This is a genomic window from Endozoicomonas sp. 8E (genome assembly GCF_032883915.1).
Lineage (GTDB): Bacteria > Pseudomonadota > Gammaproteobacteria > Pseudomonadales > Endozoicomonadaceae > Endozoicomonas_A.
Genome location: NZ_CP120717.1, coordinates 5,242,038 through 5,265,361, shown reverse-complemented (window position 1 = coordinate 5,265,361; position 23,324 = coordinate 5,242,038). Strand labels below are relative to the sequence as shown.

Sequence of the window (23,324 nt, the reverse complement as noted above, 5' to 3'; positions counted from 1 at the left end):
TTCACGAATACTTGGATAAAACAGCTTGCGAGAAGATTGCTAAGAAACGTCGTTTGGAACTTCCGGGCGGGTTTCTTAAACAGTTTGGGATGACGAGCTTTGGGCCTGTGTGTCTGGCCCACAAGACGTGTGATGATGAGATCCAACTATGACCGACTATAAGCATACATTGAACTTGCCGGAGACTGATTTTCCAATGCGTGGAAATCTGGCCAAGCGTGAGCCCGAAATGCTCAAGCGCTGGTACGACGAAGCGCTTTACGAAGAGATTCGCAAGGTGTCCGAAGGTCGTGACAAGTTTATTCTGCATGATGGCCCTCCTTATGCCAATGGCGATATTCATATCGGTCACGCGGTCAATAAAATCATTAAGGACATGATCATCAAGTCCAAAACCCTGAGCGGTTTTGACGCTCCCTACGTGCCAGGCTGGGACTGCCACGGCCTGCCGATTGAACATAAAGTGGAAGGCATGTTGGGCAAGGCGGGTGATAAGGTTGATTTTAAAACCTTTCGTGCCAAGTGCCGGGATTACGCCGGCAAGCAGGTCAATGGTCAGCGTGAAGATTTCAAACGCATGGGCATCCTGGGTAGTTGGGATAAACCTTACCTGACCATGGACTTCCAGACCGAAGCCGACATTATCCGGGCCCTGGGTAAAATAGCCGACAACGGTCATCTGGTGAAAGGTTATAAGCCTGTTTATTGGAGTGTGGTTGGGGGGTCTGCATTGGCTGAGGCTGAAGTGGAATACCAGGAAAAAACCTCCACCCAGGTTGATGTGCGTTACGCTGCTCTGGACGAAGCTGATTTACTGTCCGCTTTCGATTTTGACAGTGATGGCAAGGGTAATGAGCAGGGTGAAGGCGAAGTCGCCGTTGTCATTTGGACCACAACGCCGTGGACTCTGCCATCCTCCCAGGCAGTAACACTGGGTGCAGAACTGAGTTATGCCCTGATTCAGTGTCAGGTTAATGGTCAGCCTGCACGACTGATTCTTGGCGAACAGTTGGTTGAATCTGCCATGCAACGCTATGGTATTGAAGACTACACTATCATCGCCCGTACCTTGGGTGCCCGGCTTGAAGGCAAAAAAGTAGCTCATCCATTCTATCATCGTGAAATTCCCCTGATTCTGGGTGATCATGTCACCACCGACGCCGGTACCGGCTGTGTGCATACTGCACCTGACCATGGTGTCGATGACTTTAATGTCGGTAAAAAGTACGGCATTGGCACACTGAACTATCTGGATGATGCTGGTATTTATCGCAGTCATGTTGAACGTTTTGCCGGTGAACATGTTTACAAGATTGATCCAACGATTGTTGCAACGTTAGAAGCAAATAGTCGTCTTTTGGCTCAGGCCAAAATGGTGCACAGCTATCCACACTGCTGGAGAACCAAAACGCCCCTGATTTTCCGTGCGACACCTCAATGGTTTATCAGCATGGAAAAAGAAGGCCTGCTGAGCAAAGCCATGAAGTCACTGGATGATGTCAGGTTCACTCCAGACTGGGGTCGTAACCGTATGGAGTCCATGCTGGGTCAGAGCCCTGACTGGTGTATCTCTCGTCAGCGTACCTGGGGTGTGCCCATTGCCCTGTTTATTCACAAGGAAACCGAAGAGCTGCATCCTGATACCTCTGCGCTCATTGAAAAAGTGGCCTTGAAAGTCGAGCAGGAAGGTATGGATGCCTGGTTTGATCTGGAGCCTGCTGATCTGTTATCAGCAGAAGATGCTGAGCACTATGTGAAGGTGACAGACACTCTGGATGTATGGTTTGACTCCGGTGTCACCCACTACTCTGTGTTGGATCGTCGCGAAGGTTTGCAGTCCCCTGCGGATATCTATGTAGAAGGTTCTGACCAGCACCGTGGCTGGTTTCAGTCTTCCCTGAAGACCGGCATTGCTGCTAAAGGTGTACCACCTTACAAGCAGCTCCTGACCCATGGTTTCACAGTGGATGCCAATGGTCGCAAGATGTCCAAGTCTTTGGGTAATGTTATTGCTCCCCAGAAGGTATTCAAGTCACTGGGTGCGGATATTTTGCGTCTCTGGGTGTCTGCAACGGACTACACCGCAGAAATGACCGTGTCCGATGAAATCCTCAAGCGCACGGCAGACAGCTATCGTCGTATTCGTAACACGGCTCGTTTCCTGTTGTCTAACCTTAACGGCTTCAACCCTGAAACCGACAGTGTGGCCTGGGATGATATGCTGTCTCTTGATCGCTGGGCCGTGGATCGCGCCGTGGGTTTGCAGAAAGAAGTCATTGACGCCTATGACAGCTATAACTTCCTTAATGTTTACCAGAAAGTACATAATTTCTGCTCTCTGGATCTGGGCGGTTTCTATCTGGATATCATCAAGGATCGTCAGTATACAACCCGGTCAGATAGTCTGGCGCGTCGAAGCTGTCAGACGGCTATGTTCCATATTGTTGAAGCCTTTGCCCGGTGGATTGCTCCCATCACCAGCTTTACGGCCGATGAGATCTGGCAGTCCATTCCCGGCTCGCGCAGCAAGTCTGTTCTGCTGGAAACCTGGTATGAAGACCTGAAAAGCCTGGAAGGTGATGAATTGGGAGCAGATTACTGGAACTCTGTCATGACCGTAAAACACGCAGTCAATAAGGCGCTTGAAGACGCTCGTAAAGAGAGTGTGATCGGTGGCGGACTGGAAGCAGAAGTGACCTTGTTTGCCAATGACTCACTGTTGGAAACGCTGGGCAAACTGGGCGATGAACTGCGCTTTGTCCTGATTACTTCCAAGGCTGAACTGAAGCCTCTGCCTGAAGCTGTAAAGGCTGTGGATACCGAAGTTGAGGGTTTGAAGGTTGCTGTGCGCAAGTCAGAGCATGAGAAGTGTGAGCGTTGCTGGCACCGTCGTGAAGACGTTGGCACTATTGAAGCACACACAACACTCTGCGGGCGTTGTGTTGAAAATGTTGACGGTGAAGGTGAGGTCAGAAGATTTGCCTGATTGATCGTCATGAATCAGAAATGCCTGGTAGTGTACGGGCATTTTTTTCACCCACTGGTACTCTGTTTTTTGACTGCGAGAACAGTCAGACAGACAAGGAAAAGTCACCTTCTCCGGTTATAGATATAGAGCTTTATCTTCTATTTCGGTTTGTAACCATATCGACACTTATACAACTCGGCATAAGATTTGACTGGGACTCACTAAAACAGATTTAAAGGGCCTCAACAGTATGAGAAAAAAATCCTGGGGAATGCTCCACTGGTTGTGGATCAGTGGAGTGGTTCTGATTCTGGATCAGGTGGTCAAGCATCGCATAGTGGATAGCTTATACCTTTATGAGCAGGTGCCTGTTATTCCATCCTTTTTCTCACTGACTCTGGCTTATAATACCGGCGCCGCTTTCAGTTTTCTGAGTGATCAGAGTGGCTGGCAACGGTGGCTTTTTGTGGGGGTGGCATCCGTCGTCAGCCTGATGCTGGTCAGCTGGCTTGCCCGAATGAAGAAAGAAGAAAGGTGGCAGGCCTGCTCAATGGCCTTGATACTGGGAGGTGCACTGGGCAATCTTTATGATCGGGTCATGAATGGTTACGTCGTGGATTTTCTGTTGGTGTATTATGACGGTTGGTATTTCCCGTCCTTTAACCTGGCGGATATGGCCATAAGCTCCGGTGCAGCCATGTTAGTTCTGGATATCTTCCGGCCTCAACATAACAGTCGTAGCTGAAATTATGTCGTGAGGCACCTGGAATCTTTAAGATGGCGGCAATCGTTGTTTATGTATGAATGGATTTTTCGAAAGCGGGTTTAGAAAAACAATGTCTGATGTTGTGGTAGGACCGGGAAGGCAGGTAACACTGCACTTTGCCCTGAAACTGGAAGACGGGCAGGTGGTAGACAGTAATTTTGATGGCCAGCCTGCTACATTCGTTGTGGGGGATGGAAACCTGCCTCAGGGCTTTGAGCAGGTGATTTATGGCTTGTCCGAGGGTGACCAGGGCAGTTTCAGAATTCCACCCGTCGGTGCTTTTGGTATGCCTAATCCTGAGAACGTCAGGGAGTTTTCCCGAGACACGTTCTCTGATGATATGGAGTTGCAGGAAGGTTTAGTCGTTTCTTTTGCGGATGCGGCCAACTCTGAGCTGGCTGGCGTCATTACTGGTTTGACAGAGAGCCATGTTGAAGTGGACTTTAATCATCCGCTGGCAGGTAAAGAACTGTTGTTTGAAGTGAACGTTCTGAATATCACGCAAGCGACTCATACACCAGAAACTCATACACCAGACAAGAGCGCAGAGGCATGAAAATCAGGCTGGCAAATCCCCGGGGATTCTGTGCAGGCGTCGACCGGGCTATCGACATTGTAAACCGGGCTCTGGATGTTTTTGAGCCTCCTATTTATGTGCGTCACGAAGTCGTTCACAACAAGTTTGTGGTAGAAAACCTCAAACAGCGTGGTGCCATATTTGTTGAGGAGCTCCATCAGATACCGGATGATTCTATTGTTATTTTCAGTGCTCACGGTGTTTCCAAAGCGGTCGAAGCAGAGGCTGCCCGTCGTGGCTTGAAAGTCTTTGATGCCTCCTGTCCTCTGGTCAAAAAAGTCCATATGGAAGTTGTGCGCTACTCCCGGGATAGTATGGAGTGTATTCTGATTGGTCATGATGGTCATCCCGAGGTGGAAGGTACCATGGGCCAATACGACGACTCTAAAGGCGGGAAGATGTACCTCGTCGAAACAGAAGACGATGTTTGGAAACTGACAGTGAAAGATCCGAAACATCTTGCTTATGTCACACAGACGACACTGTCTATGGATGATACTGCCAGAGTGATAGATGCACTAAGAGTCAAGTTCCCTGAAATTAATGGACCGCGCAAAGACGATATCTGCTACGCCACTCAAAATCGTCAAGATGCCGTGAAGGCTCTGGCATCTGAATGCGATGCAGTTTTTGTGGTAGGTTCTGTGAACAGTTCCAACTCCAACCGCCTCAGAGAATTAGCCGAAAGAACAGGGGCGTCAGCTTATCTTGTTGACGGAGCCCATGACATTCAGCCTGAGTGGCTGGAAGGCAAAGAGAGTCTGGGTATTACCGCAGGCGCTTCAGCCCCCGAAGTGCTGGTGAAAGGTGTCATCAATCGGTTGATTGAATTAGGCGCCGAAGAGCCCGAAGAACTGGAAGGGGAGCAAGAGAATATTGTTTTTAGCATGCCCAAAGAGCTTCGGATCGTGGAAGTCTGAGACATCCAACTGGCCAGGCATCAGGCGTTTGCATCGATTTCGTTTCCGAAACAGGAGGCTGATTCTGAATGCTAAACCTGTTCCAGGTTGCTCTGGTACAGCCCTTGCTTAAAAGAACCTGTGAATAGTTATCTTTTCAGGGATAGAGAGTGTTACAGGTTATGGGTTCGGTGTTATTGATTGGAGACCGTTCGGCTCGACTGTCTGTTTTAAACCAGGCACTTAATGAGTTTGGCTATCAAGTCATTAAGCGACAGGGACAGAATGAGGACCTGCTGACCGTTGTTTCCAGTGTCTCGCCCGATATTCTGGTGATTGGTCTGGATAAGCCTGCCCCCTCACTTCTGGAAAAGCTCGCTTTGATCAATAAGACTACTCCACTCCCTGTCGTAATGTTTGTAGAGCAAACCACTGACAACATCGTCCAGCAAGCCACACGATCCGGCGTTAATGCTTATATCGTGGCTGATCTGCAGCCTCAGCGCCTCAAAACCATTATTGATGTGGCCGTTGCCCGTTTTCAGGAATACCAGTCATTGAAAGATGAGCTGGAGCGGACCCGGAGTCGTCTGGAAGATCGAAAGTTACTGGACAAAGCCAAGGGGTTGCTGATGTCCAGACAAGGGATCAATGAAGACCAGGCTTATAAAAAGTTAAGAAAGATGGCTATGGATAACGGTAAAACTCTGGCAGCTGTGGCCAGAAATGTCATTGATGTTTTCAATATGCTGGAAGAAAAAGCGTCATGATCGAAAGATTGCTCGTTGTTGGTGCGAAATTTTTGTGTTTTGCACCAAACCGAAATAAAAATGAAAGAAAATTGAAAAATAAGCATGGTTAGGGGCTGAAATTAGTTGGCACGAAGAATGCTATAAGTCTGCTACAACAATAAAAAATGTTCCTGCCAAGGGCGGCAGGAGCAGGTATTCACAACAAAGACGTTGTGAAAGAGAGCAAAGGCGCTCACCGCTGTCTGGAAGAATTTCCGGCTAGCGGTGGGCGCTTTTTTTTTACATGGATGTACCGAACCCCTGAAATGCGTGACGACGAGGTGATGGAGCGAAGCATGAGCCAGAGCCGAAACGGCATTTCAGGGGGCGGTGCAGAATAATAAATCTTTAGGTAGCAGGGCAGTAAGCTATCAGTAGAGATAGTTGGAGTGACAAATGAAGTGGTTTAGACCCTTTAAGTCGGTGGCAATGAGTGCCCTGATTAGCGTCAGTGGTCTTGTATCAATACAGGCAAATGCTGAGCTGGGTTATCCGGAAAAGGAAGAACTGAGGTTTGGTTTTATCAAACTGACGGATATGGCACCCATAGCCATTGCGTACGAAAAAGGCTACTTCGAAGATGAAGGCTTGTACGTCACCATAGAAGCTCAGGCAAACTGGAAAGTATTACTTGATGGTGTCATCGATGGACGGCTCGATGGCGCGCATATGCTGGCCGGTCAACCTATTGCCGCGACTATGGGTTATGGTACAAAAGCGGAAATCATCACTCCGTTTTCCATGGATCTGAACGGTAATGGTATTACTGTTTCCAATGAAATCTGGAAACAGATGAAACCGAATATTCCCAAACGGGCAGACGGCAAGCCCCAGCATCCCATCAAGGCAGATGCTCTGAAGCCGGTTGTGGAAAAGTACAAAGACGACGGCAAGCCATTCAACATGGGCATGGTCTTCCCGGTATCTACACACAACTATGAATTAAGGTACTGGTTGGCAGCGGGTGGCATTCACCCCGGATATTATGCTCCGCACAAGGGGGATACCTCGGGTCAGATTAATGCTGACGCACTGTTATCCGTGACTCCGCCACCCCAGATGCCAGCCACTATGGAAGCGGGCACTATCTATGGTTACTGCGTAGGTGAGCCCTGGAACCAGCAGGCTGTCTTCAAAAATATCGGTGTTCCTGTTGTTACGGATTACGAGATCTGGAAAGACAATCCGGAGAAAGTGTTCGGTATTACCAAAGCCTTTGCCGAGAAATATCCCAACACCACTATTCGTCTGACCCGCGCACTGATCCGTGCTGCCAAATGGCTGGATGAAAATAACAACGCCAACCGTCCTGAGGCTGTGAAAATACTTTCCCAGTCCAATTATGTAGGTGCTGACTACGACGTGATTGCCAACAGCATGACCGGTACTTTCGAATATGAGAAAGGTGACAAGCGTGAAGTACCTGATTTCAATGTCTTCTTCCGTTATAACGCAACTTATCCCTACTACTCTGATGCGATCTGGTATCTGACCCAGATGCGTCGCTGGGGACAGATTTCTGAAGATAAACCCGATTCATGGTACGTCGATATTGCCAGGAAAGTTTATCGTCCGGACATCTACGAAGCAGCTGCCAAGTCCCTGATCGAAGACAAACTGGCCAAGGTTAGTGACTTCCCGAACTTTGCAGAAGAAGACGGGTTCAGAAATCCACAGACCCACTTCATTGACGGCATCGTCTACAACGGCAAGAAGCCTAATGAGTACATCAACAAGTTCAGTATTGGTCTGAAGCAGGGCGACAAGATCTGATTTTGTCGTGAATGGATCAGCCTTGTGGTTGATCCATTCAAGCTCGGGCTGATGATTTAGAAAATACAGCCCCATCACGATTTGTACACTGTTTTATGTTTTGGGATGGGCTGAATTTTCCGCTCAAGGCTGTTTGGGGAGAGAACCAACATGACAACTGAAACTGCGTTGGCCAATAACAATACTAACAAGCCAATTATTTCTGAAAGTCTTAAAACATCAATAACAATAACCTTTAAAACCCTGTTGATTCCTTTTGCCGGCATCCTGGTCTTTCTGATGATCTGGGCAGGAGCCGCCAGCAAAATCGATACATCACTAGGCCAATTTCCCGGGCCTTCGGCAGTCTGGGAGCAAATGGGGTCGCTCTATGAAGAGCACAGAGCCGAACGACTCAAAGAGCAGGCCTTCTACGAGCGACAAGAGAAGCGTATTGAAGCCAGACTGGCGAAGGACCCGGATTACGTACCCAAAATTCGTGCCTACACCGGTAAAGAAACGTTTCTGGACCAGATCTTCACCAGCCTTATCACTGTGCTGAGTGGATTTGTCCTGGCAGCAGTCATCGCCATACCCTTGGGGATTGCCATAGGACTGAATAAAACCCTGAATGCGGCAGTGAATCCTGTTATTCAGATTTTTAAACCGGTTTCTCCCCTGGCTTGGCTACCTTTGGTGACCATGGTCGTCAGTGCTGTGTATGTCAGTCCTGACCCTCTGGTAGCCAAGTCCTTTTTAAATTCCATGATTACCGTCACGCTCTGTTGTCTGTGGCCCATGGTAATCAACACTTCAGTGGGCGTTTCTTCTATTGAGAAGGATCTGGTGAATGTCAGCCGTGTGCTGAGACTGCCAGCCCTGAAGCATGTGCAGAAAATTGTTCTGCCCGCTTCCATACCGATGATTTTCACCGGTATGAGATTGTCGTTAGGGGTTGCCTGGATGGTTCTGATCGCTGCGGAAATGCTGGCCCAGAACCCCGGCCTTGGAAAGTTCGTCTGGGATGAATTCCAGAATGGCAGCTCCAACTCTCTGGCCCGGATTATGGTGGCCGTTATCGTCATCGGGTTTATTGGTTTTCTGCTGGATCGCACCATGCTTCAGCTGCAGCGCTTTGTCTCTTGGGACAAGGCCGGCACAGTCAGTTAATTCACGGAGGTGACAGACATGAACTCTCTAAAAGCAGCGGGCACTTTGTTAGATATCAGCCACATCGACATGGTGTTTGATACGCCAAAAGGGCCTTTCACGGCACTCAAAGGAGTGGACCTGAAGATCAGTAAAGGAGAATTTGTTTCACTGATTGGTCATTCGGGGTGTGGTAAGTCAACAGTACTGAACATTGTTGCCGGGCTCTACCAGGCCACGACCGGAGGTGTAGTCCTTAACGGTAAGGAGGTCAGGGAGCCGGGACCGGAAAGAGCCGTGGTGTTCCAGAATCATTCTCTGCTGCCCTGGCTGACAGCCTATCAGAACGTTGAGCTGGCGGTTAAGCAGGTATTTGGACGCTCAAAAAGCAAGTCTGAAACAAAAGAATGGATAGAGCATAACCTCGAGCTGGTGCACATGGAGCATGCCATGCATAAGCGACCTGATGAAATTTCCGGGGGCATGAAGCAGCGTGTCGGCATTGCCAGGGCACTCTCCATGCAGCCTGAAATTTTGTTGATGGATGAACCCTTCGGTGCTCTTGATGCCCTGACCCGGGCTCATATGCAGGACTCTTTGATGGAGATCCAGCAGGAGCTGAATAACACCGTCATCATGATTACCCATGATGTTGATGAAGCCGTACTGCTCTCAGATCGTATCGTCATGATGACCAATGGGCCAGAAGCCACTATTGGTGAAATTCTTGACATCAATCTGGAACGCCCCAGAGATCGTCTGGCTCTGGCAGAAGACACTGAGTACACCCGCCTGCGCTCTGAAGTATTGAAGTTCCTCTATGAGAAACAGCGCAAGGTGGAAAACATTAGCAAGCATAAAAAGAAAAAAGAAGCTTCCAGCAGTAAGGAAAGCTTTCAGGCTGCGTAGTATCCAATGGGATACAACGCAGTTCAATCAATAATAACAACAATAAATAAGCAATGGGCGAGAGAAATAATTTTTTTGTCGCCCATACGATAAAAGGTTTTTCACAACAAAAAATGGAGTTTAAGTCTTTGAAACACACAAAGGTAACACTACTGGCAGCGGCTATTGCGGGGGCAGCGGCTGTCTCAACGACTCAGGTTCAGGCTGACGAATTTATAGAAGCGCTTACCGGCGGAGAGGCGTATGGTGACTTCAGGCTCAGATACGAGACTGTTGATCAGGACAATACCCTTAAAGATGGCAAAGCACTGACCCTTCGCTCTCGACTGGGATACAAGACAGGGGATTACTACGGTTTCTCTGGCCTTTTGGAATTTGAAGATTCAAGGTCTATAGCGGGTATCGATGATTACAATGATACGGTTGGCAATGGTGCTGACTATTCTGTGATTGCTGATCCGGAAGTGACCGAAGTCGACCAGGCATTTATTCAATATAAAATGGAAGGGCTAACTGCAAAACTCGGAAGACAGGTTATCGCGTATGATAATCAACGTTTTGTGGGACATGTCGGCTGGCGACAGGACCGGCAAACCTTTAATGCATTCAGCGCTGATTATATGCCTGTTGAAGGACTGTCACTGAAATACGCCTACATTAACAAACGCAACCGAATTTTTGCGGAAGAAAAGGACCTTAGATCCAAGGATCATTTGCTCAATGCTTCTTATGTCACACCGTTAGGAAAGCTGACTGGTTACGCATACTTGCTTGAGTTGGATGATGATACCGAGAACGGTCTGGATACGTACGGCATGCGACTCTCAGGTTCCGCAGATGTCAGTGACCTGAAACTCCTCTACACCGGAGAGTTTGCCACTCAGGAGTACGAATTGGGTTCAGATAAATACGATGCCAATTTCTACTTTGTCGAGGGTGGAGTAGCGATATTCGGCATTACTACCAAAGTGGGTTATGAAGTGCTGGGCTCCGATGATGGTAATTATGGCTTCTCGACGCCGCTGGCTACCGCTCATAAGTTCAATGGTTGGGCGGATCAGTTCCTGGGCACTCCTGAGGAGGGTCTTAAGGATCTTTATGCCTCGGTAGGCGGCAAGCTCTTTGGTGGCAAGTGGTCGGTTACCTATCACGATTTTAGTGCTGACGACGATAGCTCCGGTATTGAAGATTTGGGCAAAGAGATCGATCTGGTCTACAGCAAGAAGTTTGGGAAACACTATAACGCGGGTGTGAAATATGCCACCTATACAGCAGGTGATGATACTGAGATGGTAGACACCGATAAATTCTGGTTGTGGGTGGGTTTAAGTTTCTGATAATAACGAAAAGGGAAGCCTGGGCTTCCCTTTCATAAAATAGTTATTGATCCCTTATTCAATCCAGCTTATCGGATGTCCAAAATACGATAGTTATCGCCTACTTACCCAATTCTCTATCTGAAGTTTTTATACTCTTTCATAGTCTTGTAAATTTTTGGTTGCCACAATAAGTCCAGACTGACCGCATACCCTGCTATCAGTGTATCTGCAGGTGTAGATGTAAGTGCATGTGTCGATGAGGTATCTGGTCATGTCACAGAAATGTGGGTCTGTTATTCTGATGTTACAACTCAGGAAGTTTTGCTATGACTTTTCAAACGAATTCTGCTTTCAAACCCAGAATGATAGGCGCTGTGCCAGTTCTTGAAATCGACAATCCTTTTGCCAAAGCCATGATTTCCCTGCAGGGAGGGCAGGTTTTAAGTTATCAGCCAAAAGGTCAGGAGAAGGTCCTCTGGCTGAGCCCGCTAGCGGATATGGTTGAGGGAAAAGCGATTCGTGGTGGCGTGCCCATTTGCTGGCCATGGTTTGGTCCCCGACAGGAAGGAGGCCCCAATCACGGTTTTGCCCGAACAGAGCTTTGGAAATTTGAGTTGACTGACACGCTAGAGACTGGCGAGACTCGAGTTGTTTTGTCATTACCGATTGACAGTATTCCGGAATGGGATGGTAAAGCAGGCCTGACTATAGAGATTATTGTTGGCAAAACACTAAGAATCAGTCTGACCTCGAGAAACACTGGAGCAAGAAAAGTTGAAATCAGTCAGGCGTTGCATACTTATTTCACCGTTTCAAACACGGATCTGATCTGGATTGAAGGACTCGATGGCAAGCGTTACCTGGATGAGGCCGACGACAGCAGAGCCTGCATTCAGGAAGGGGATGTGATCATTCAGGGTGAAGTCGACAGAACCTATATTGATGATAGCGAATGCTGCATCCTTCACGATCCTGGTTTGGGAAGAAAAATCACCATCAAAAAATCCGGCAGCAACGGCACAGTCGTCTGGAGCCCGGGACCTGTTCGGGCAGAAAAAATGCATGATGTGCCTACTTTTGATTATAAGTCTATGGTTTGTGTGGAAACGATAACGTTGCCCCAGGTTTCTGTTGGGCTGGAGCCGGGGGGGAGTCATGTTATGGTGGCTGAGATTTTTGTGGGGTGATATTTTTGGTGTTGAGCCCTCAGGTTCAGAGGGCTTGTTTGAGACTAGTTCCAGACGTTGACGAGTGTGCCTGTCCCTCCTCGCTGTCCCAGCGAGGTTAGGGTTATAGTATCTCCCGCAGTTATACCTGAAGCACCAGTAGCCGTTGCAGTCAAAGTGTAAGTCACTCCACCCGCTGGAACAGCAATGGTAAGGTTGAAGTTCGGGTTGCCGGTTTCCGGGCTTTGGGTGGCAAAAATGCTAGGGGCACCGTTGTCATTATCGCCATCACCATCAGCTGCAGAAGCTCCTAAATAAGAACCTGTTTGAGCTCTTTGCCTTTCCATCGCATTCGCCAATCCCGTGAGTGAGGCACGTGCATCTGCCGTAGCCGTATCCTGTACCTGTTGGTTATAGGCAGGAATTGCTACGGCAGCCAGTATTCCAATGATTGCTATAACAATCATCATTTCTATCAGAGTGAAGCCTCTTTCTGTTGTTCTTGTATCTTTCATGGCTATCTAACCTGTCTCCAGTAGCTGCTGCCTTCAAAGTTTGGACAAGCTACTTCTTCTCCATCTGTACCATTAAACATCAGGCATGTTGAGTCGTTTTCTGAAGATGGGTTTTCTTCACTATCTGGATCTGGGTTTTCGCCATCAGGAGATGGGTTTTCGCCATCTGGAGTTGGATTTGTACCACCTCCGGGCGGGGGTGTTCCTCCATCCGGCTGAGGTGAGGGTTCTGAATCAGAACTCTCGTCTTTTGCAAGCCGAATGAATACGCTGGCATCGACAATACCATTGGTATTAATCCGATCGCGATCAATAACCTGTCCGTCCAGGCTTGTTTTCCATGCCCAGCTTCGACCAGTAACTGCTGAACAAGTGTTTGTTGCATCCGCCTCTGGTGTAAAACTGCTGAAATAAATTTCACTGTTATAAATAGTCGGATCACTCAGAACTTTTTCATGCAAGCCAGGAATGGTCGACATACTGAGATACCAGCCTTTCTGAAGGGTATCAGAGCCTGTTGGTACTGATGTTACGTAATCTCCGTCACTGTTTTGTGAATAACTGATTTCTATCAGGTCGTTATTGTTCACGTTATACATTGTATGCTTTGGTACGGATCGCTTGGACTTATAGTTGTCGTCGCTGCTGTCAGAGCTAAAACTTGGGTTGTATGACTCCTCACTGGTAATGAAGAAAAAGCGATCTTCTGTGTGCTGGTTAATTCTTCCCAGAGGGTCAGAGCGTTTTCCACTACCCATGGCGATGCCTATATTAAGGCGTCCGTTTCTTCCGAAAGTTGTAATGTCGGGGCGGGTATAGAACTTGCGCGCGTTATCTGTTTGTATGCTCTGAGAAGTGTCTTGAGCTGTTGGATAACCGATGTAAGCCATAACCCCGTCGTCGTTATCCCAGATTCCATTACCATCCGAGTCACTTGGCCAGACCAGATTACCCAATTCACTTCTTGAAGTAACAGCACAATGATCGTTGCTGTACTCTCCGTTATCGTTTGAAATGGGTATGCACTGATTCAGGTATAAGCGCCAAAGCTGGCCTCCGGTATCTCCGAACAGAATCTGATCCGGGAATCCATCTCCTTGGAGATCGGCCAGGCTGACTCCGCCAGGGATGCTGTATTGCATTTTATTCAGCTTAAGTGAGGCAGTATTATCTGGGCTTACGTGCCAAAGGAGTTCACCCGTACTTGCATCAACAATGTATATTGCATTACCCATGGTGTCTGCCTTGTATATTGCAGAGGCATCCTGACTGTTGTCGTAGCCTCCTGAAAAGACAAGTACATCAATGGTTTCAGTAAGGTTGCTGCTTACTTTGTTATCTATTGAGCTGTCGACCGACTTACCTATTCTTATTTTTGCTTTAATTGGCTTAGACCAGGTTTGTCCAAGTCGACTGAAATTACCTTCACCTCCACGAATGAACCAAAGCATTTCAGGAGTGCTTAAATCTGTGACATCCAATGCATAATAGTTTCGTCCTCCGCGACGCATGCCGACATAGGCATATACGAACTCATTCGGGTTTAGAGTGTCACTGGGTATTAACAGGGTATCGCTGTCATTGTCGTAGTCCATAGTGTCTGCACCACCATAAATCACACCATTACCATTCACATCGTTGGTCCATAAGGTAATGTCACCATCCAAACCATAGGGGCGGCCCTGCTGTCCTGGTATACGGCTTGTTGTGTTGTTTTCCTCGAGAGTATCCAGTATTGGCAATAACTCTTGTGGAATAAACGAGAAGTATTCCATATTTTGCTCTTGACCGGATATGGGGGTGGTGTTGAACGCATGGAACATTCCATCATTGCTGCCAATGAACAGGGCAAGCTCCAGGTTATCTTCACTACAACTGTAGAGGTTGTCTACGGTTTGGTTGCGACACCGGTAATTTGCCAATGCGGGTCTGGAGTGGAGGGGGTCTCCCATCCAGGTGTTAGGGTTTCTTAGCCAATTTATTAATTCATTCTTCCTGGCAACATCAGCATTATTCAGGCCAAACAGGTCAGGTGTCAGATTTGAGTTTGTAATTTTCAATTGTTGATTATCAGCCGCAATAGAGACAGAAGTGCCCGCTGGATTTTGACCAATATAGGTAAATATTTTACGGTTATCTGCACTATTGAAGCGACTGGCTGCACCACCTTCATCAACGTTTTTGCCATCCTGCGTCGCACTCCAAAAACTTTTGGAAGCATCATTAAAGAAACCTGTTTCCTGATCTATCGCCGGGAGAGGGGGGGTACTACCGTCATAAATTTCTGTGGAGTCATTATTGTCAGTGAGCAACTGGTACTTTTTAAGGTTTCCTATCCAGCGATCGGTGAGAGAGGGCTTGAAGACGCTGTAGAAAATCTTGTTCAGGTGCCGGGATTGGTTGAATGAGTTTGCAGCAACACCAGGCGCTGCAAAAGTACTTTCCTTGTCAAGAATGCCGTTAACAATATCGTTGAAAGCATTTGCCAGATCCTGAGCGTTTTTTGCCTCATAGTAGCCTACTTCGCTATCGGGTTTCGTTCTGTCTCTTCCCTGATAGGCCAAATTCTGCATGAACTGTTTGGCATTCTGATCAGCTTGTGTTGCAAAAGCGATTGTGTGAGTGGTTACTGTATTGACAGACTCAACGGTATCAACCAGATCGTTTGTAGCCATCCACTTTGCAAGGGATCTGCCACACTTTTCACCATCATTGTAGGCATCTCCTGAACAGGTCTGGCCGATCAAGCTGGCAATGCCATCTACTGCTGTAGAGGTATTGCTGTTCGCTTGTCCATCAGTCAACAATACAAGATGGTTGGATTGGCAAGAGTTAACTATGGGAGTTTGGTTCCCCCGAAAAGCGCTTGTGTAGTAATTGGCTGCATTGTACATACTCGGAACAATGGGGGTGCCTCCACCAGCCGACATATTCTCAACTAGAGATACAAGATGGTCTTTAACTCTATAGCCCGCACTTGTGTCGATACCACCGTCTGCAACTTTAACTATTAGTCGAGGGGAAGATGATGGACTATTATCGTAACTCTTTGCATAACGCTCACCCCCGGTGGCCTTGAGGATCAGGGTCAGATTATTGCCAGCCTGCCAGCCATTTCTGCTGATGACTTCAGTGATAACATCTTTTATATCCGGCGAGCGATAAGTGATGCCAGTAATCCAGTTTTCCTGAATTGACCAGTCAACAGATGCAGAGGTTAAGTTGTTACGATAGGTAATATTTCTGTAGCCACTGACAAATGCTGACGAAGTATCCTGGTCCTCTGCCTGAATACGGATTGACATGTTCCCTGAATTATTATTATGCGAGGTCAATTCAAGATAGGCTTCTAAAATGGTGGCATTTTTCTTCAGGGGTAATCTTGGGTAATGAAGACCGCCTGTAGAATAGGTGCTTGAATTACCACCCATGCGAATCTCATTGTTATATAAATAGATACCTCCATCAGAGTTCCACTCATAAGCATCCTGATCTGAACCATTAATGCGCGTGTTAATGATAGAGGTTATGCAACCGGTTCCGTTTGCGGGTGGAGTGAACTGAACAACGAGGCGAGGCTTTTTAGCATTGTTCCCGTCAATGCTGTAAGCAGTGCGTTTACCACTTCCAGAACTCTTGCTAACATAGAAGGTGCTGTTGTCATTTCCACACCAGTTACTATCATTAACAACCTCTTGAAGTAGGCTTGTTACATCAACTCCATGAACACTTGGGTCTTCGGAAGTTCCTGCAGACCAGGCTCCGGGAGTCCACGTTATAGGTCCGTATTTTTCTCTGCTGCTGAGATTTTGATTATTTTGAGAAAATGAATTATTGTTGTTGCCTGTTGGTTTCCCTGCGAAGACATTAAGAGATATAGGCTCAGAACTGTTTTCAGTGGATGTAAACTCTATTTTTGCACTGTTTATTGTTGAGCCAGCGGGGATCCCTACTGACTGGAAGCGAACTCCTGTTACTTTTTCAACAGTACTCTCCGGTACAGAGTATTTTATGTACAGTCTGGGGGCGTAGTTTTTATAGCTTCCATTGGATTGCTCTTTGAATATATGACGATCATTGGGTGTTCCACCAATAACTTCCATAAAAAGTGACAGATTGTTCAGCTTTTCACCAGCCATCCAATTGAGCGATGCGTCGTTCAGAATCGACTGTATGACACTTGAGATATCGTCAGTTACTCCGTTAGTGTTACTTGACCAGTCACCAGGTTCCCAAACGTGGCTGGCGGAAGTCCGGGGCCTATTTCCAAAATTACTTTGACCCGGTCCCATTGGCTGCGGGTTTTTCGCCAGCTCTGCGTCAATTTTAATTTCCACGAACTCATCGGTATCATACGTGCTGCGAAATCTAATATGAGCCTCTTCGATAATGGCATTAAAGGGTATATTTAGATTTCTGAAATAAAGCCCATTCAGCTGAGTATCATAAAATGAATAGTATGATGTGTTATACCAAATTGAACCATCTGAAATAAGTCCTTCAGGGCTGTCATAATGGTTTTGAAGCTGATACGTCTGCTCTTGATTACTTATAGCTGAATTGCTCTCAACACCTAATATGAGAGTGTTGGAAGATGTAGTTACCGTGCCCGTTGTGAGATCTTCAGTAGCATCATCGGTTGATTCTAAAAGCTCAGGTGTTCCAGCCAGAATAATATCTGAGCCATAAAGGGCATCAATATCCGTAACAGGAAAAGTGAGTCGGCTTGATTCTCCTGATCGGGCGTGGAGTTTCATTAAACCAGCATTGATGTCAGATGCATTTGCCATAATGTCACCAAATGACTGCTTAAGCACATCAAGGCGAGAGTCTTCTCCATAGCCTGCATCATAGTTATCTATGAGTGACCAATCCATCGAACCGGAGTTATCAAGGATAAAAAGTACATTAGGCTTGATTGAACTATCATAGTTTGGATTGCTCAGGAATATGTCTGTATCGTCACTCCATGTTGCAGTACTGGTGGTGAGTAAAAGGGAAGTGAGTAAAGTTATATTAATGGACTTCAATTTCATGGAGGCTATTCCTGTTACTCCAGTACCGCTTTAATAAAACCAGCCTCAAGTTCTGTGACTGTATTCGCATTATTCATGTTTGCATTGCTGACAGTTCGAAAGCGGTAGAGCTTAAGGCCATCGGAACGTAAGCCTTGCCCTTGGACGATACCTATCCGGGTGGTGGTTGCCTGAGCTGTAACCTGGGAGCCAGAGGCATCAGTAAATATGAAGCTTTGTGTGTATCCGCCTTCACCAGCCTGATCAACGGCAAATTTGAGATCCATATCGTTTTCATTCTGGCTTAAGCTACTTTCAGCAGCTTGAAACGTTGAGTTTTTTTGTTGAACTGTCAGAGAGATGCGCTGATCCACTGTAGAGTAGCGTACTGATCCGATTGCAATTACGGTAACCAGTAGCAAAATTATCAAAGAGATGAATAGAATTGCACCTCTTTCAGCTTTATGGGGGGCTCTTGTTTTCATTTTTTATTATCCCCGATTTCTTAAGTTGATTGTTGTTGTAAAAACTCTCCTGAGGAGACGATCATTAGCAATAAATTGATTGTTTGCGGCAGCCGTATTCAGAATAGGGAAAGTTTGTTGAGTTGCCTGAGGAAGTACAGCTGCTCTGGAGACGGCAATTAGACTGATTCTAACCTTTCTGAGGTTTTGCCATTGGCAGTCACCCGCTGTACTACCAAAGTCGCTTATATCACAGTATCTCAGGCCACCATTATCTATGACGCCATATAGGATTTGCATGTTCTCTATACCGTCAACCATATCCACGCCATCACGACGAAGTGTCGTTCCGTTAATGTCGTATATAAGACCTTGGGGTACACCTGCAACCATACTTCCTACTCTGAATAATGGATGACTCTGATTGCACGTGCTATCAGGAGTGCACGTGGACAGGAGAACCATGTCACTAGTATCGATATTTTGTTGTGGAGTAATTTGAGTAGTGTTTACAGCACCAGCATTAGGAGTAAATATGGCAACGTTCTGGCAGTCTGAAACAAGGAATATATCACTGGCGTCGTATGTCACAGAGTTCTCCAGAGTAATACTGCCTGCAGAAAAAAAACTGCTTACATCGGTATCGGAAAACTCTTCTGATGCTGTAAACATCATTAAAGTATCATTGTTTGTGCCATTTCCTTCAGTGCCACCTAATGCCTGAGCTGCAAAATTAAGCACAGAGTTATTCATCGAGGTCATAGTGGATGGAGCACAGTCTCCCTGGTATCCAGCCATTCTAATGTCGCGCTTAATCATATCCATAGCTATTCGAGCACTCTCCCTGATTTCAGAAAGCGCAGTTTCTGTTGCATTGGAGGTAACTGAGTCAGCAAACATACGGGTTACGCCCAGCATTAATAAGGCACTGAGAGCAATAGCTACCATGAGTTCAACAAGGCTAAGACCGAATTGTTTTGAGTTGTACGACTTCATATTTCGAAACCCATTTCGTAGCTTCGTTGTAAAAGTTGTTGTGATCCGCTATCTGTTTCCTGCCAGCTGATTGTCAGAGTAAATTGATTATTGTTCTGGGCTAGAGATGCTGTGGCACCGGCAATTGATGGTTGCCAGTTATTGCCATCAAGCCCTACATTGTTCACATCAACAATGTGATCCAGCCATTCTCTGATGTCGTGTGCGGCAAGCTGGTCTGGATTGCATCCTCCTCCTTGAAAGATACAAGCAGGGTCATTAGGTGCGGCGAGCTGCCCATTACCGTAGCTGCCATTGAGAGCAGCGTCTCTGTTATTTCTCATTCTCTCTGCCAGGTCATAGGCCAGAAGAGCAGCTTGTGTTCTGGAAGCGGCCCCCTGAGATGATTGGCTCCCCAATAATTGAAGGCTGGCCATTCCCAGAAGACCTATAGACAAGACTAAAACGGCTACAAGAATTTCAATGAGCGTGAAACCCTGTGCCATTTCTGAGGTGAGTTTATTGCTGGTCATTGTATTCTCGCTTGTCCGGAACCATTTAGCTGAATCGTTCCACAGAAGGCAGCACCTCTGGCATCACATACAGTCAGTTGAATGGGTGCGATAAGCTGCCCGTTCTGGTCGAAGTCAACTCGGACGACGTTGACCTGATTTCCGCCTTCAAGAGGGGCGAAGATTTGCAGAAGGTTCGCTCCCTCAAGAACAATAAAACCATCCGACCAGTCATTGTCATTGCAGGTAGCCTGATCATTGGAGCCGCAGACAGTTATGGCTGCATTTCTTGCAGATGCTTCACTTCGTGCCAAGTGAAGTGCACCCAAAATACGGTTGGTCTGAGATGTGATCCTGCTGTCCTGAATGGATGCATCAAAACTGGGGTAGGCAATACTGGCAAGGATGGCCAGTATTGCCACGGTGATCATCAGCTCTATCAATGTAAAGCCGGAATACTTGATGGGATTCTGAACATCCATGAAAAAGCATTTCTTCTTGTATTTATTTTTCTTCTTTTCGCAAGCCGCAGGCAGTGTACCGATCCTTGCATGGCCGAGTTGAACACAATGTTTTTGCAGTTGGCAGTAGATACCGATAAGCGGTATTTCATCTGGATGAGCTGTTATAAGTACCTACCACTTTGCGCCCTGCCGAAGTTTTTTATCCCTGAAAACAGAACGACTTTTGCCATTGGTCGGTTGAACTGATCTTACCATCCGGCTTTGAAGCAGAGCTTCTACGGTTTGATATCAGAGACAACTAAAGTGCAGTAAGACGATGGGAAACCTTCTTCCCAAAGTATCGAAGCAGAGAACTGATTATGGTGTTCGGATCGGGTCAAAAATGGACAAGCAGGGCAGGGATGACGCTTCCTGAAATGCTGGTCACACTTTCTGTTTTTGCGATTCTTATCACTATTGCGGCTCCCTCTTTGAAAGATGTGCTGGCAGATCGTCGTGTTGCTGCTAATACCCAGACACTGTTCGGCAGTTTGTTGCTGGCCCGAAGTGAGGCGATTAAACGACGAAGTCCTGTTTCAATTTGCAAGTCCATTAACGGGTCGGGGTGTGATAGCTCACTGACGAACTGGAACACAGGGTGGCTGGTGTTTGCAGATGAAGATGCTGACGGTGCTCTCGACTCGGAAGATCAGTTAATCAGGGTTTTTGGAGAAACGGATAATCTGGTTTCCATGCAGTGGAATAATGGCAACACGCTGGGTTTTAACCCGCATGGACAAGCCCGGCTGGCAGGCGCATTTACTCTGTGCGAAGCCAATTCGAATGGCTTTGAAGTCAGGCAGATAGTCCTGAGTCTCACCGGGAGAGCAAGGGTGTCAGAGTCGGGAACCTGCAACTGATTAGACTGTGAAATCTACTGAGGTGCGTATGAAAGGAAGTACACGCAACCTGATCAATCGGGTGTATCAGAAGGGTATTGGTCTGATCGAAGTCATGGTGGCTCTAATGGTGATCTCCGTCGGTGTGCTGGGCATGGCTGGCCTGCAAACCAAAAGCCTTCAGCATAACCAGTTGGCTTATTTCCGCTCCCAGGCTGTCATTGTTGTCAACGATATGATGGATCGTATTCGTGCGAATAAAACGGTTGCAGCGACGGGCAGTGATTACATTACTACGGAAACAGAGCATGTTGCCGCTGCCTGTAGTACTCAGGAATTTATTAATAGCTGTGAATCTGCAACCTGCAGTGAGTCACAGTTAGCAACCTATGATGTGCAGCAATGGAAATTCCAGATGGCCTGTCAGCTGCCCGATGCCACAGGCTCTATTGCCATAGAAGATACTTCCTCAGGCCGTGTTTATGTCATCACTCTGAAATTCAATGATTCCCATGGTGCCCAGGCAGCACGCGAAGTGGTGTTGAGGAGTGCATTATGAATAGAGAGAGGGTGAAGCAGGCAGGGTTATCATTGGTAGAGATGATGGTCGCCTTGCTGTTGGGGTTGATTCTTATCGCGGGTATTGGACACCTTTTTTTGAGTGCCAATCGTACTTACATGCTTCAGGATGAACTCTCCCGTATTCAGGAAAATGCGCGCTTTGCCATTGATTTGATCGCGCGGGATATTCGTATGGCAGGTTCTACAGGATGCCCTCCCTCTTCGGATCTTGCCAACGCGGTATTTACCAGCACAGATGACCGCATCTGGATGGCACACTTTGATAAGGGCATTCTGGGTGTCCCCCAGGCCAATAATTCCACAGTCGACAGCAATGCTATTTCAGAGAGTGTTGTCATTCACAGGGTTGATCAGGAAAGCGGGTTGAGTGTCATCAGCCACAATACAGGAACGTCCAGAATGACGCTGTCGGCTCCTCATAGTTTTAATCCGGGAGATCTTCTGGTTGCGGTACGCTCTGACTGTCAGGGGGTCTCCGTTTTTCGTGCCGGAGCCAATACCAGTGGCTCAACGGTCTCTCACGAATCAGCTGCCAGTGGCAACTTGTATAACTGCACCAGCCAATTGGGTGGTAGCTATAACTGTTTGACATCCGCTGCGGACGCCAGAGCTGAGAGTCATACCGGTTCACAGGTTTTTCCTCTGTCTTCTGTCGTTTACTACCTGCGGAACAGTAACGGTGTCCCGAATCTCTATCGCAGGTTTGCCGGAGAAACTTCCTCTGGAGCGATTAATTCAGCTGAAGCGCTTCTTGAAGGTGTAGAAGGTTTAAGTCTGCGTTATGGCTATGACAGTGATGACGATGGTATTGCCAATCAATATCGAACCGCTTCAGAGATAGGGTTGTTCAGTCTTGATTGGCAAAATGTTACCAGTGTCCGAATGGAGATGCTGTTTAGAAGTTTTCAGGAAGTGACGGACACTCCTCAGTCCTATTTTTTTGCCGGAAACCGCATAACACCCACGGATAATTTTTTACGTCGATCTTTTGTGATCACTATGGAGTTGCGGAATCGAATTCCGCAGTGAGGATCGCTCGATGAAAAGAACAATAAAGTCTCAGCAGGGAAGCGTTTTAATGGTCAGTCTGGTGCTGCTATTGATTCTCACAGTAGCCGGTATTACTTCGATCAGGATGACCAGCCTGGAAGAGAAAATGACCGGTAACTTTCGAAATGAACAGTTAGCCTTTCACTCTGCAGAAGTGGCAGTGCTCGAAGCTGAAAATTACATTGCCAATACCGTTTTTTCCCTTTCCAATTTTAATTCAGGCTGTAGCAATGGGCTTTGTTTCAGTGGCACTGAAATTACTGATGCAGGAACCTGTGAAAATGGCACTGACAGGCCCTGGGAAGATGAGTCTGTCTGGTCTTCCTCTTCAAAACATCGAACAACGGTCATTAATCTGGAAGGAATATCTGCTCAGGCTAAATACATCGTTGAGTTCCGCTGCTATCTACCCAAGGAAAGTGATGGTCCTGTGCCCGACCCGGGCAGTTTTACTGACTGGGCGCAGTTTTATCGGATTACCGTATTGGCAACGGGTGGCTCCACAGATGCCCGGGTCATGCTGCAGACTACTTATAAAAAAAATGACTAGCTATAGCTCAAGGAGTGCAGTCA

21 protein-coding genes are annotated in these 23,324 nt (G+C 47.1%); 15 read left to right on the top strand and 6 right to left on the bottom strand.

Annotated features, from left to right (window positions below; genetic code table 11):
- Positions 1-148: 148 nt before the first annotated feature.
- The 11 genes from ileS (at position 149) to P6910_RS18050 (ending at position 12,317) form a co-directional block, all read left to right on the top strand.
- Positions 149-2,986 carry an isoleucine--tRNA ligase gene (gene ileS, locus P6910_RS18100; protein ID WP_317142653.1) on the top strand — a complete coding sequence of 946 codons (2,838 nt, stop codon included), beginning with the start codon at positions 149-151 and terminating at the stop codon, positions 2,984-2,986.
- 232 nt (positions 2,987-3,218) lie between these two features.
- The gene (gene lspA, locus P6910_RS18095) at positions 3,219-3,713 is read left to right on the top strand and encodes a signal peptidase II (RefSeq protein ID WP_317142652.1); all 495 of its coding nucleotides are present in this window, start codon (positions 3,219-3,221) and stop codon (positions 3,711-3,713) included.
- 91 nt (positions 3,714-3,804) lie between these two features.
- Positions 3,805-4,290, top strand: a complete 486-nt coding sequence (locus P6910_RS18090; protein ID WP_317142651.1) for a peptidylprolyl isomerase — start codon at positions 3,805-3,807, stop codon at positions 4,288-4,290.
- Positions 4,287-5,231 carry a 4-hydroxy-3-methylbut-2-enyl diphosphate reductase gene (gene ispH, locus P6910_RS18085; protein ID WP_317142650.1) on the top strand — a complete coding sequence of 315 codons (945 nt, stop codon included), beginning with the start codon at positions 4,287-4,289 and terminating at the stop codon, positions 5,229-5,231. Before P6910_RS18090 ends, ispH begins: the two co-directional genes overlap by 4 nt.
- Positions 5,232-5,392: 161 nt before the next feature.
- Positions 5,393-5,980 (top strand): ANTAR domain-containing response regulator, encoded by a 588-nt coding sequence (locus P6910_RS18080; RefSeq protein WP_317142649.1) that lies wholly within the window; start codon positions 5,393-5,395, stop codon positions 5,978-5,980.
- Between the two features lie 146 nt (positions 5,981-6,126).
- Entirely contained in the window at positions 6,127-6,342 is a 216-nt protein-coding gene (locus P6910_RS18075; RefSeq protein WP_317142648.1) for a hypothetical protein, read from the top strand.
- An 88-nt stretch (positions 6,343-6,430) separates the two neighbouring features.
- The gene (locus P6910_RS18070) at positions 6,431-7,774 is read left to right on the top strand and encodes a CmpA/NrtA family ABC transporter substrate-binding protein (RefSeq protein WP_410493942.1); all 1,344 of its coding nucleotides are present in this window, start codon (positions 6,431-6,433) and stop codon (positions 7,772-7,774) included.
- A gap of 150 nt (positions 7,775-7,924) precedes the next feature.
- A complete protein-coding gene (locus P6910_RS18065; RefSeq protein WP_317142646.1) occupies positions 7,925-8,923 on the top strand; it encodes an ABC transporter permease in 999 nt (332 codons plus the stop codon).
- Positions 8,924-8,941: 18 nt separating this feature from the next.
- The gene (locus P6910_RS18060; protein WP_317142645.1) at positions 8,942-9,811 is read left to right on the top strand and encodes an ABC transporter ATP-binding protein; all 870 of its coding nucleotides are present in this window, start codon (positions 8,942-8,944) and stop codon (positions 9,809-9,811) included.
- 128 nt (positions 9,812-9,939) lie between these two features.
- Complete coding sequence (locus tag P6910_RS18055) at positions 9,940-11,148, top strand: alginate export family protein (protein ID WP_317142644.1); 1,209 nt, start codon at positions 9,940-9,942, stop codon at positions 11,146-11,148.
- Positions 11,149-11,456: 308 nt separating this feature from the next.
- On the top strand, positions 11,457-12,317 hold the full coding sequence (locus P6910_RS18050; RefSeq protein ID WP_317142643.1) for a D-hexose-6-phosphate mutarotase: 861 nt from the start codon (positions 11,457-11,459) through the stop codon (positions 12,315-12,317).
- Between the two features lie 44 nt (positions 12,318-12,361).
- On the opposite strand, the gene P6910_RS18045 is transcribed toward P6910_RS18050, so the two are convergent.
- From P6910_RS18045 to P6910_RS18020, 6 genes are read right to left on the bottom strand one after another with little or no spacing between them, the layout of a single operon-like run.
- Complete coding sequence (locus P6910_RS18045; RefSeq protein ID WP_317142642.1) at positions 12,362-12,811, bottom strand: type IV pilin protein; 450 nt, start codon at positions 12,809-12,811, stop codon at positions 12,362-12,364.
- A gap of 2 nt (positions 12,812-12,813) precedes the next feature.
- The gene (locus P6910_RS18040; RefSeq protein ID WP_317142641.1) at positions 12,814-17,847 is read right to left on the bottom strand and encodes a PilC/PilY family type IV pilus protein; all 5,034 of its coding nucleotides are present in this window, start codon (positions 17,845-17,847) and stop codon (positions 12,814-12,816) included.
- Positions 17,848-17,861: 14 nt separating this feature from the next.
- On the bottom strand, positions 17,862-18,311 hold the full coding sequence (locus tag P6910_RS18035) for a PilX N-terminal domain-containing pilus assembly protein (protein ID WP_317142640.1): 450 nt from the start codon (positions 18,309-18,311) through the stop codon (positions 17,862-17,864).
- A 6-nt stretch (positions 18,312-18,317) separates the two neighbouring features.
- Positions 18,318-19,286: a PilW family protein gene (locus tag P6910_RS18030; RefSeq protein WP_317142639.1), complete on the bottom strand. Its 969-nt coding sequence runs from the start codon at positions 19,284-19,286 to the stop codon at positions 18,318-18,320.
- Positions 19,283-19,798, bottom strand: a complete 516-nt coding sequence (gene pilV / locus P6910_RS18025) for a type IV pilus modification protein PilV (RefSeq protein ID WP_317142638.1) — start codon at positions 19,796-19,798, stop codon at positions 19,283-19,285. Before pilV (P6910_RS18025) ends, P6910_RS18030 begins: the two co-directional genes overlap by 4 nt.
- On the bottom strand, positions 19,795-20,259 hold the full coding sequence (locus P6910_RS18020; RefSeq protein WP_317142637.1) for a GspH/FimT family pseudopilin: 465 nt from the start codon (positions 20,257-20,259) through the stop codon (positions 19,795-19,797). Before P6910_RS18020 ends, pilV (P6910_RS18025) begins: the two co-directional genes overlap by 4 nt.
- A gap of 341 nt (positions 20,260-20,600) precedes the next feature.
- On the opposite strand from P6910_RS18020, the gene P6910_RS18015 reads away from it, so the two are divergent.
- From P6910_RS18015 to P6910_RS18000, 4 genes are read left to right on the top strand one after another with little or no spacing between them, the layout of a single operon-like run.
- Entirely contained in the window at positions 20,601-21,140 is a 540-nt protein-coding gene (locus P6910_RS18015; protein WP_317142636.1) for a GspH/FimT family pseudopilin, read from the top strand.
- Between the two features lie 28 nt (positions 21,141-21,168).
- Entirely contained in the window at positions 21,169-21,678 is a 510-nt protein-coding gene (gene pilV, locus P6910_RS18010; protein ID WP_317142635.1) for a type IV pilus modification protein PilV, read from the top strand.
- Positions 21,675-22,730, top strand: coding sequence for a PilW family protein (locus tag P6910_RS18005; RefSeq protein ID WP_317142634.1), 1,056 nt, complete (start codon positions 21,675-21,677; stop codon positions 22,728-22,730). The genes pilV (P6910_RS18010) and P6910_RS18005 overlap by 4 nt, the downstream gene beginning before the upstream one ends.
- Positions 22,731-22,740: 10 nt before the next feature.
- Complete coding sequence (locus P6910_RS18000; RefSeq protein WP_317142633.1) at positions 22,741-23,301, top strand: PilX N-terminal domain-containing pilus assembly protein; 561 nt, start codon at positions 22,741-22,743, stop codon at positions 23,299-23,301.
- Positions 23,302-23,324: the final 23 nt, after the last annotated feature.

Coding starts and splice junctions, on each gene's coding strand:
- ileS (WP_317142653.1), top strand. CDS start 149: ATGACCGACTATAAGCATACATTGAACTTGCCGGAGACTGATTTTCCA.
- lspA (WP_317142652.1), top strand. CDS start 3,219: ATGAGAAAAAAATCCTGGGGAATGCTCCACTGGTTGTGGATCAGTGGA.
- P6910_RS18090 (WP_317142651.1), top strand. CDS start 3,805: ATGTCTGATGTTGTGGTAGGACCGGGAAGGCAGGTAACACTGCACTTT.
- ispH (WP_317142650.1), top strand. CDS start 4,287: ATGAAAATCAGGCTGGCAAATCCCCGGGGATTCTGTGCAGGCGTCGAC.
- P6910_RS18080 (WP_317142649.1), top strand. CDS start 5,393: ATGGGTTCGGTGTTATTGATTGGAGACCGTTCGGCTCGACTGTCTGTT.
- P6910_RS18075 (WP_317142648.1), top strand. CDS start 6,127: ATGTTCCTGCCAAGGGCGGCAGGAGCAGGTATTCACAACAAAGACGTT.
- P6910_RS18070 (WP_410493942.1), top strand. CDS start 6,431: ATGAGTGCCCTGATTAGCGTCAGTGGTCTTGTATCAATACAGGCAAAT.
- P6910_RS18065 (WP_317142646.1), top strand. CDS start 7,925: ATGACAACTGAAACTGCGTTGGCCAATAACAATACTAACAAGCCAATT.
- P6910_RS18060 (WP_317142645.1), top strand. CDS start 8,942: ATGAACTCTCTAAAAGCAGCGGGCACTTTGTTAGATATCAGCCACATC.
- P6910_RS18050 (WP_317142643.1), top strand. CDS start 11,457: ATGACTTTTCAAACGAATTCTGCTTTCAAACCCAGAATGATAGGCGCT.
- P6910_RS18045 (WP_317142642.1), bottom strand. CDS start 12,811: ATGAAAGATACAAGAACAACAGAAAGAGGCTTCACTCTGATAGAAATG.
- P6910_RS18040 (WP_317142641.1), bottom strand. CDS start 17,847: ATGAAATTGAAGTCCATTAATATAACTTTACTCACTTCCCTTTTACTC.
- P6910_RS18035 (WP_317142640.1), bottom strand. CDS start 18,311: ATGAAAACAAGAGCCCCCCATAAAGCTGAAAGAGGTGCAATTCTATTC.
- P6910_RS18030 (WP_317142639.1), bottom strand. CDS start 19,286: ATGAAGTCGTACAACTCAAAACAATTCGGTCTTAGCCTTGTTGAACTC.
- pilV (WP_317142638.1), bottom strand. CDS start 19,798: ATGACCAGCAATAAACTCACCTCAGAAATGGCACAGGGTTTCACGCTC.
- P6910_RS18020 (WP_317142637.1), bottom strand. CDS start 20,259: ATGGATGTTCAGAATCCCATCAAGTATTCCGGCTTTACATTGATAGAG.
- P6910_RS18015 (WP_317142636.1), top strand. CDS start 20,601: ATGGTGTTCGGATCGGGTCAAAAATGGACAAGCAGGGCAGGGATGACG.
- pilV (WP_317142635.1), top strand. CDS start 21,169: ATGAAAGGAAGTACACGCAACCTGATCAATCGGGTGTATCAGAAGGGT.
- P6910_RS18005 (WP_317142634.1), top strand. CDS start 21,675: ATGAATAGAGAGAGGGTGAAGCAGGCAGGGTTATCATTGGTAGAGATG.
- P6910_RS18000 (WP_317142633.1), top strand. CDS start 22,741: ATGAAAAGAACAATAAAGTCTCAGCAGGGAAGCGTTTTAATGGTCAGT.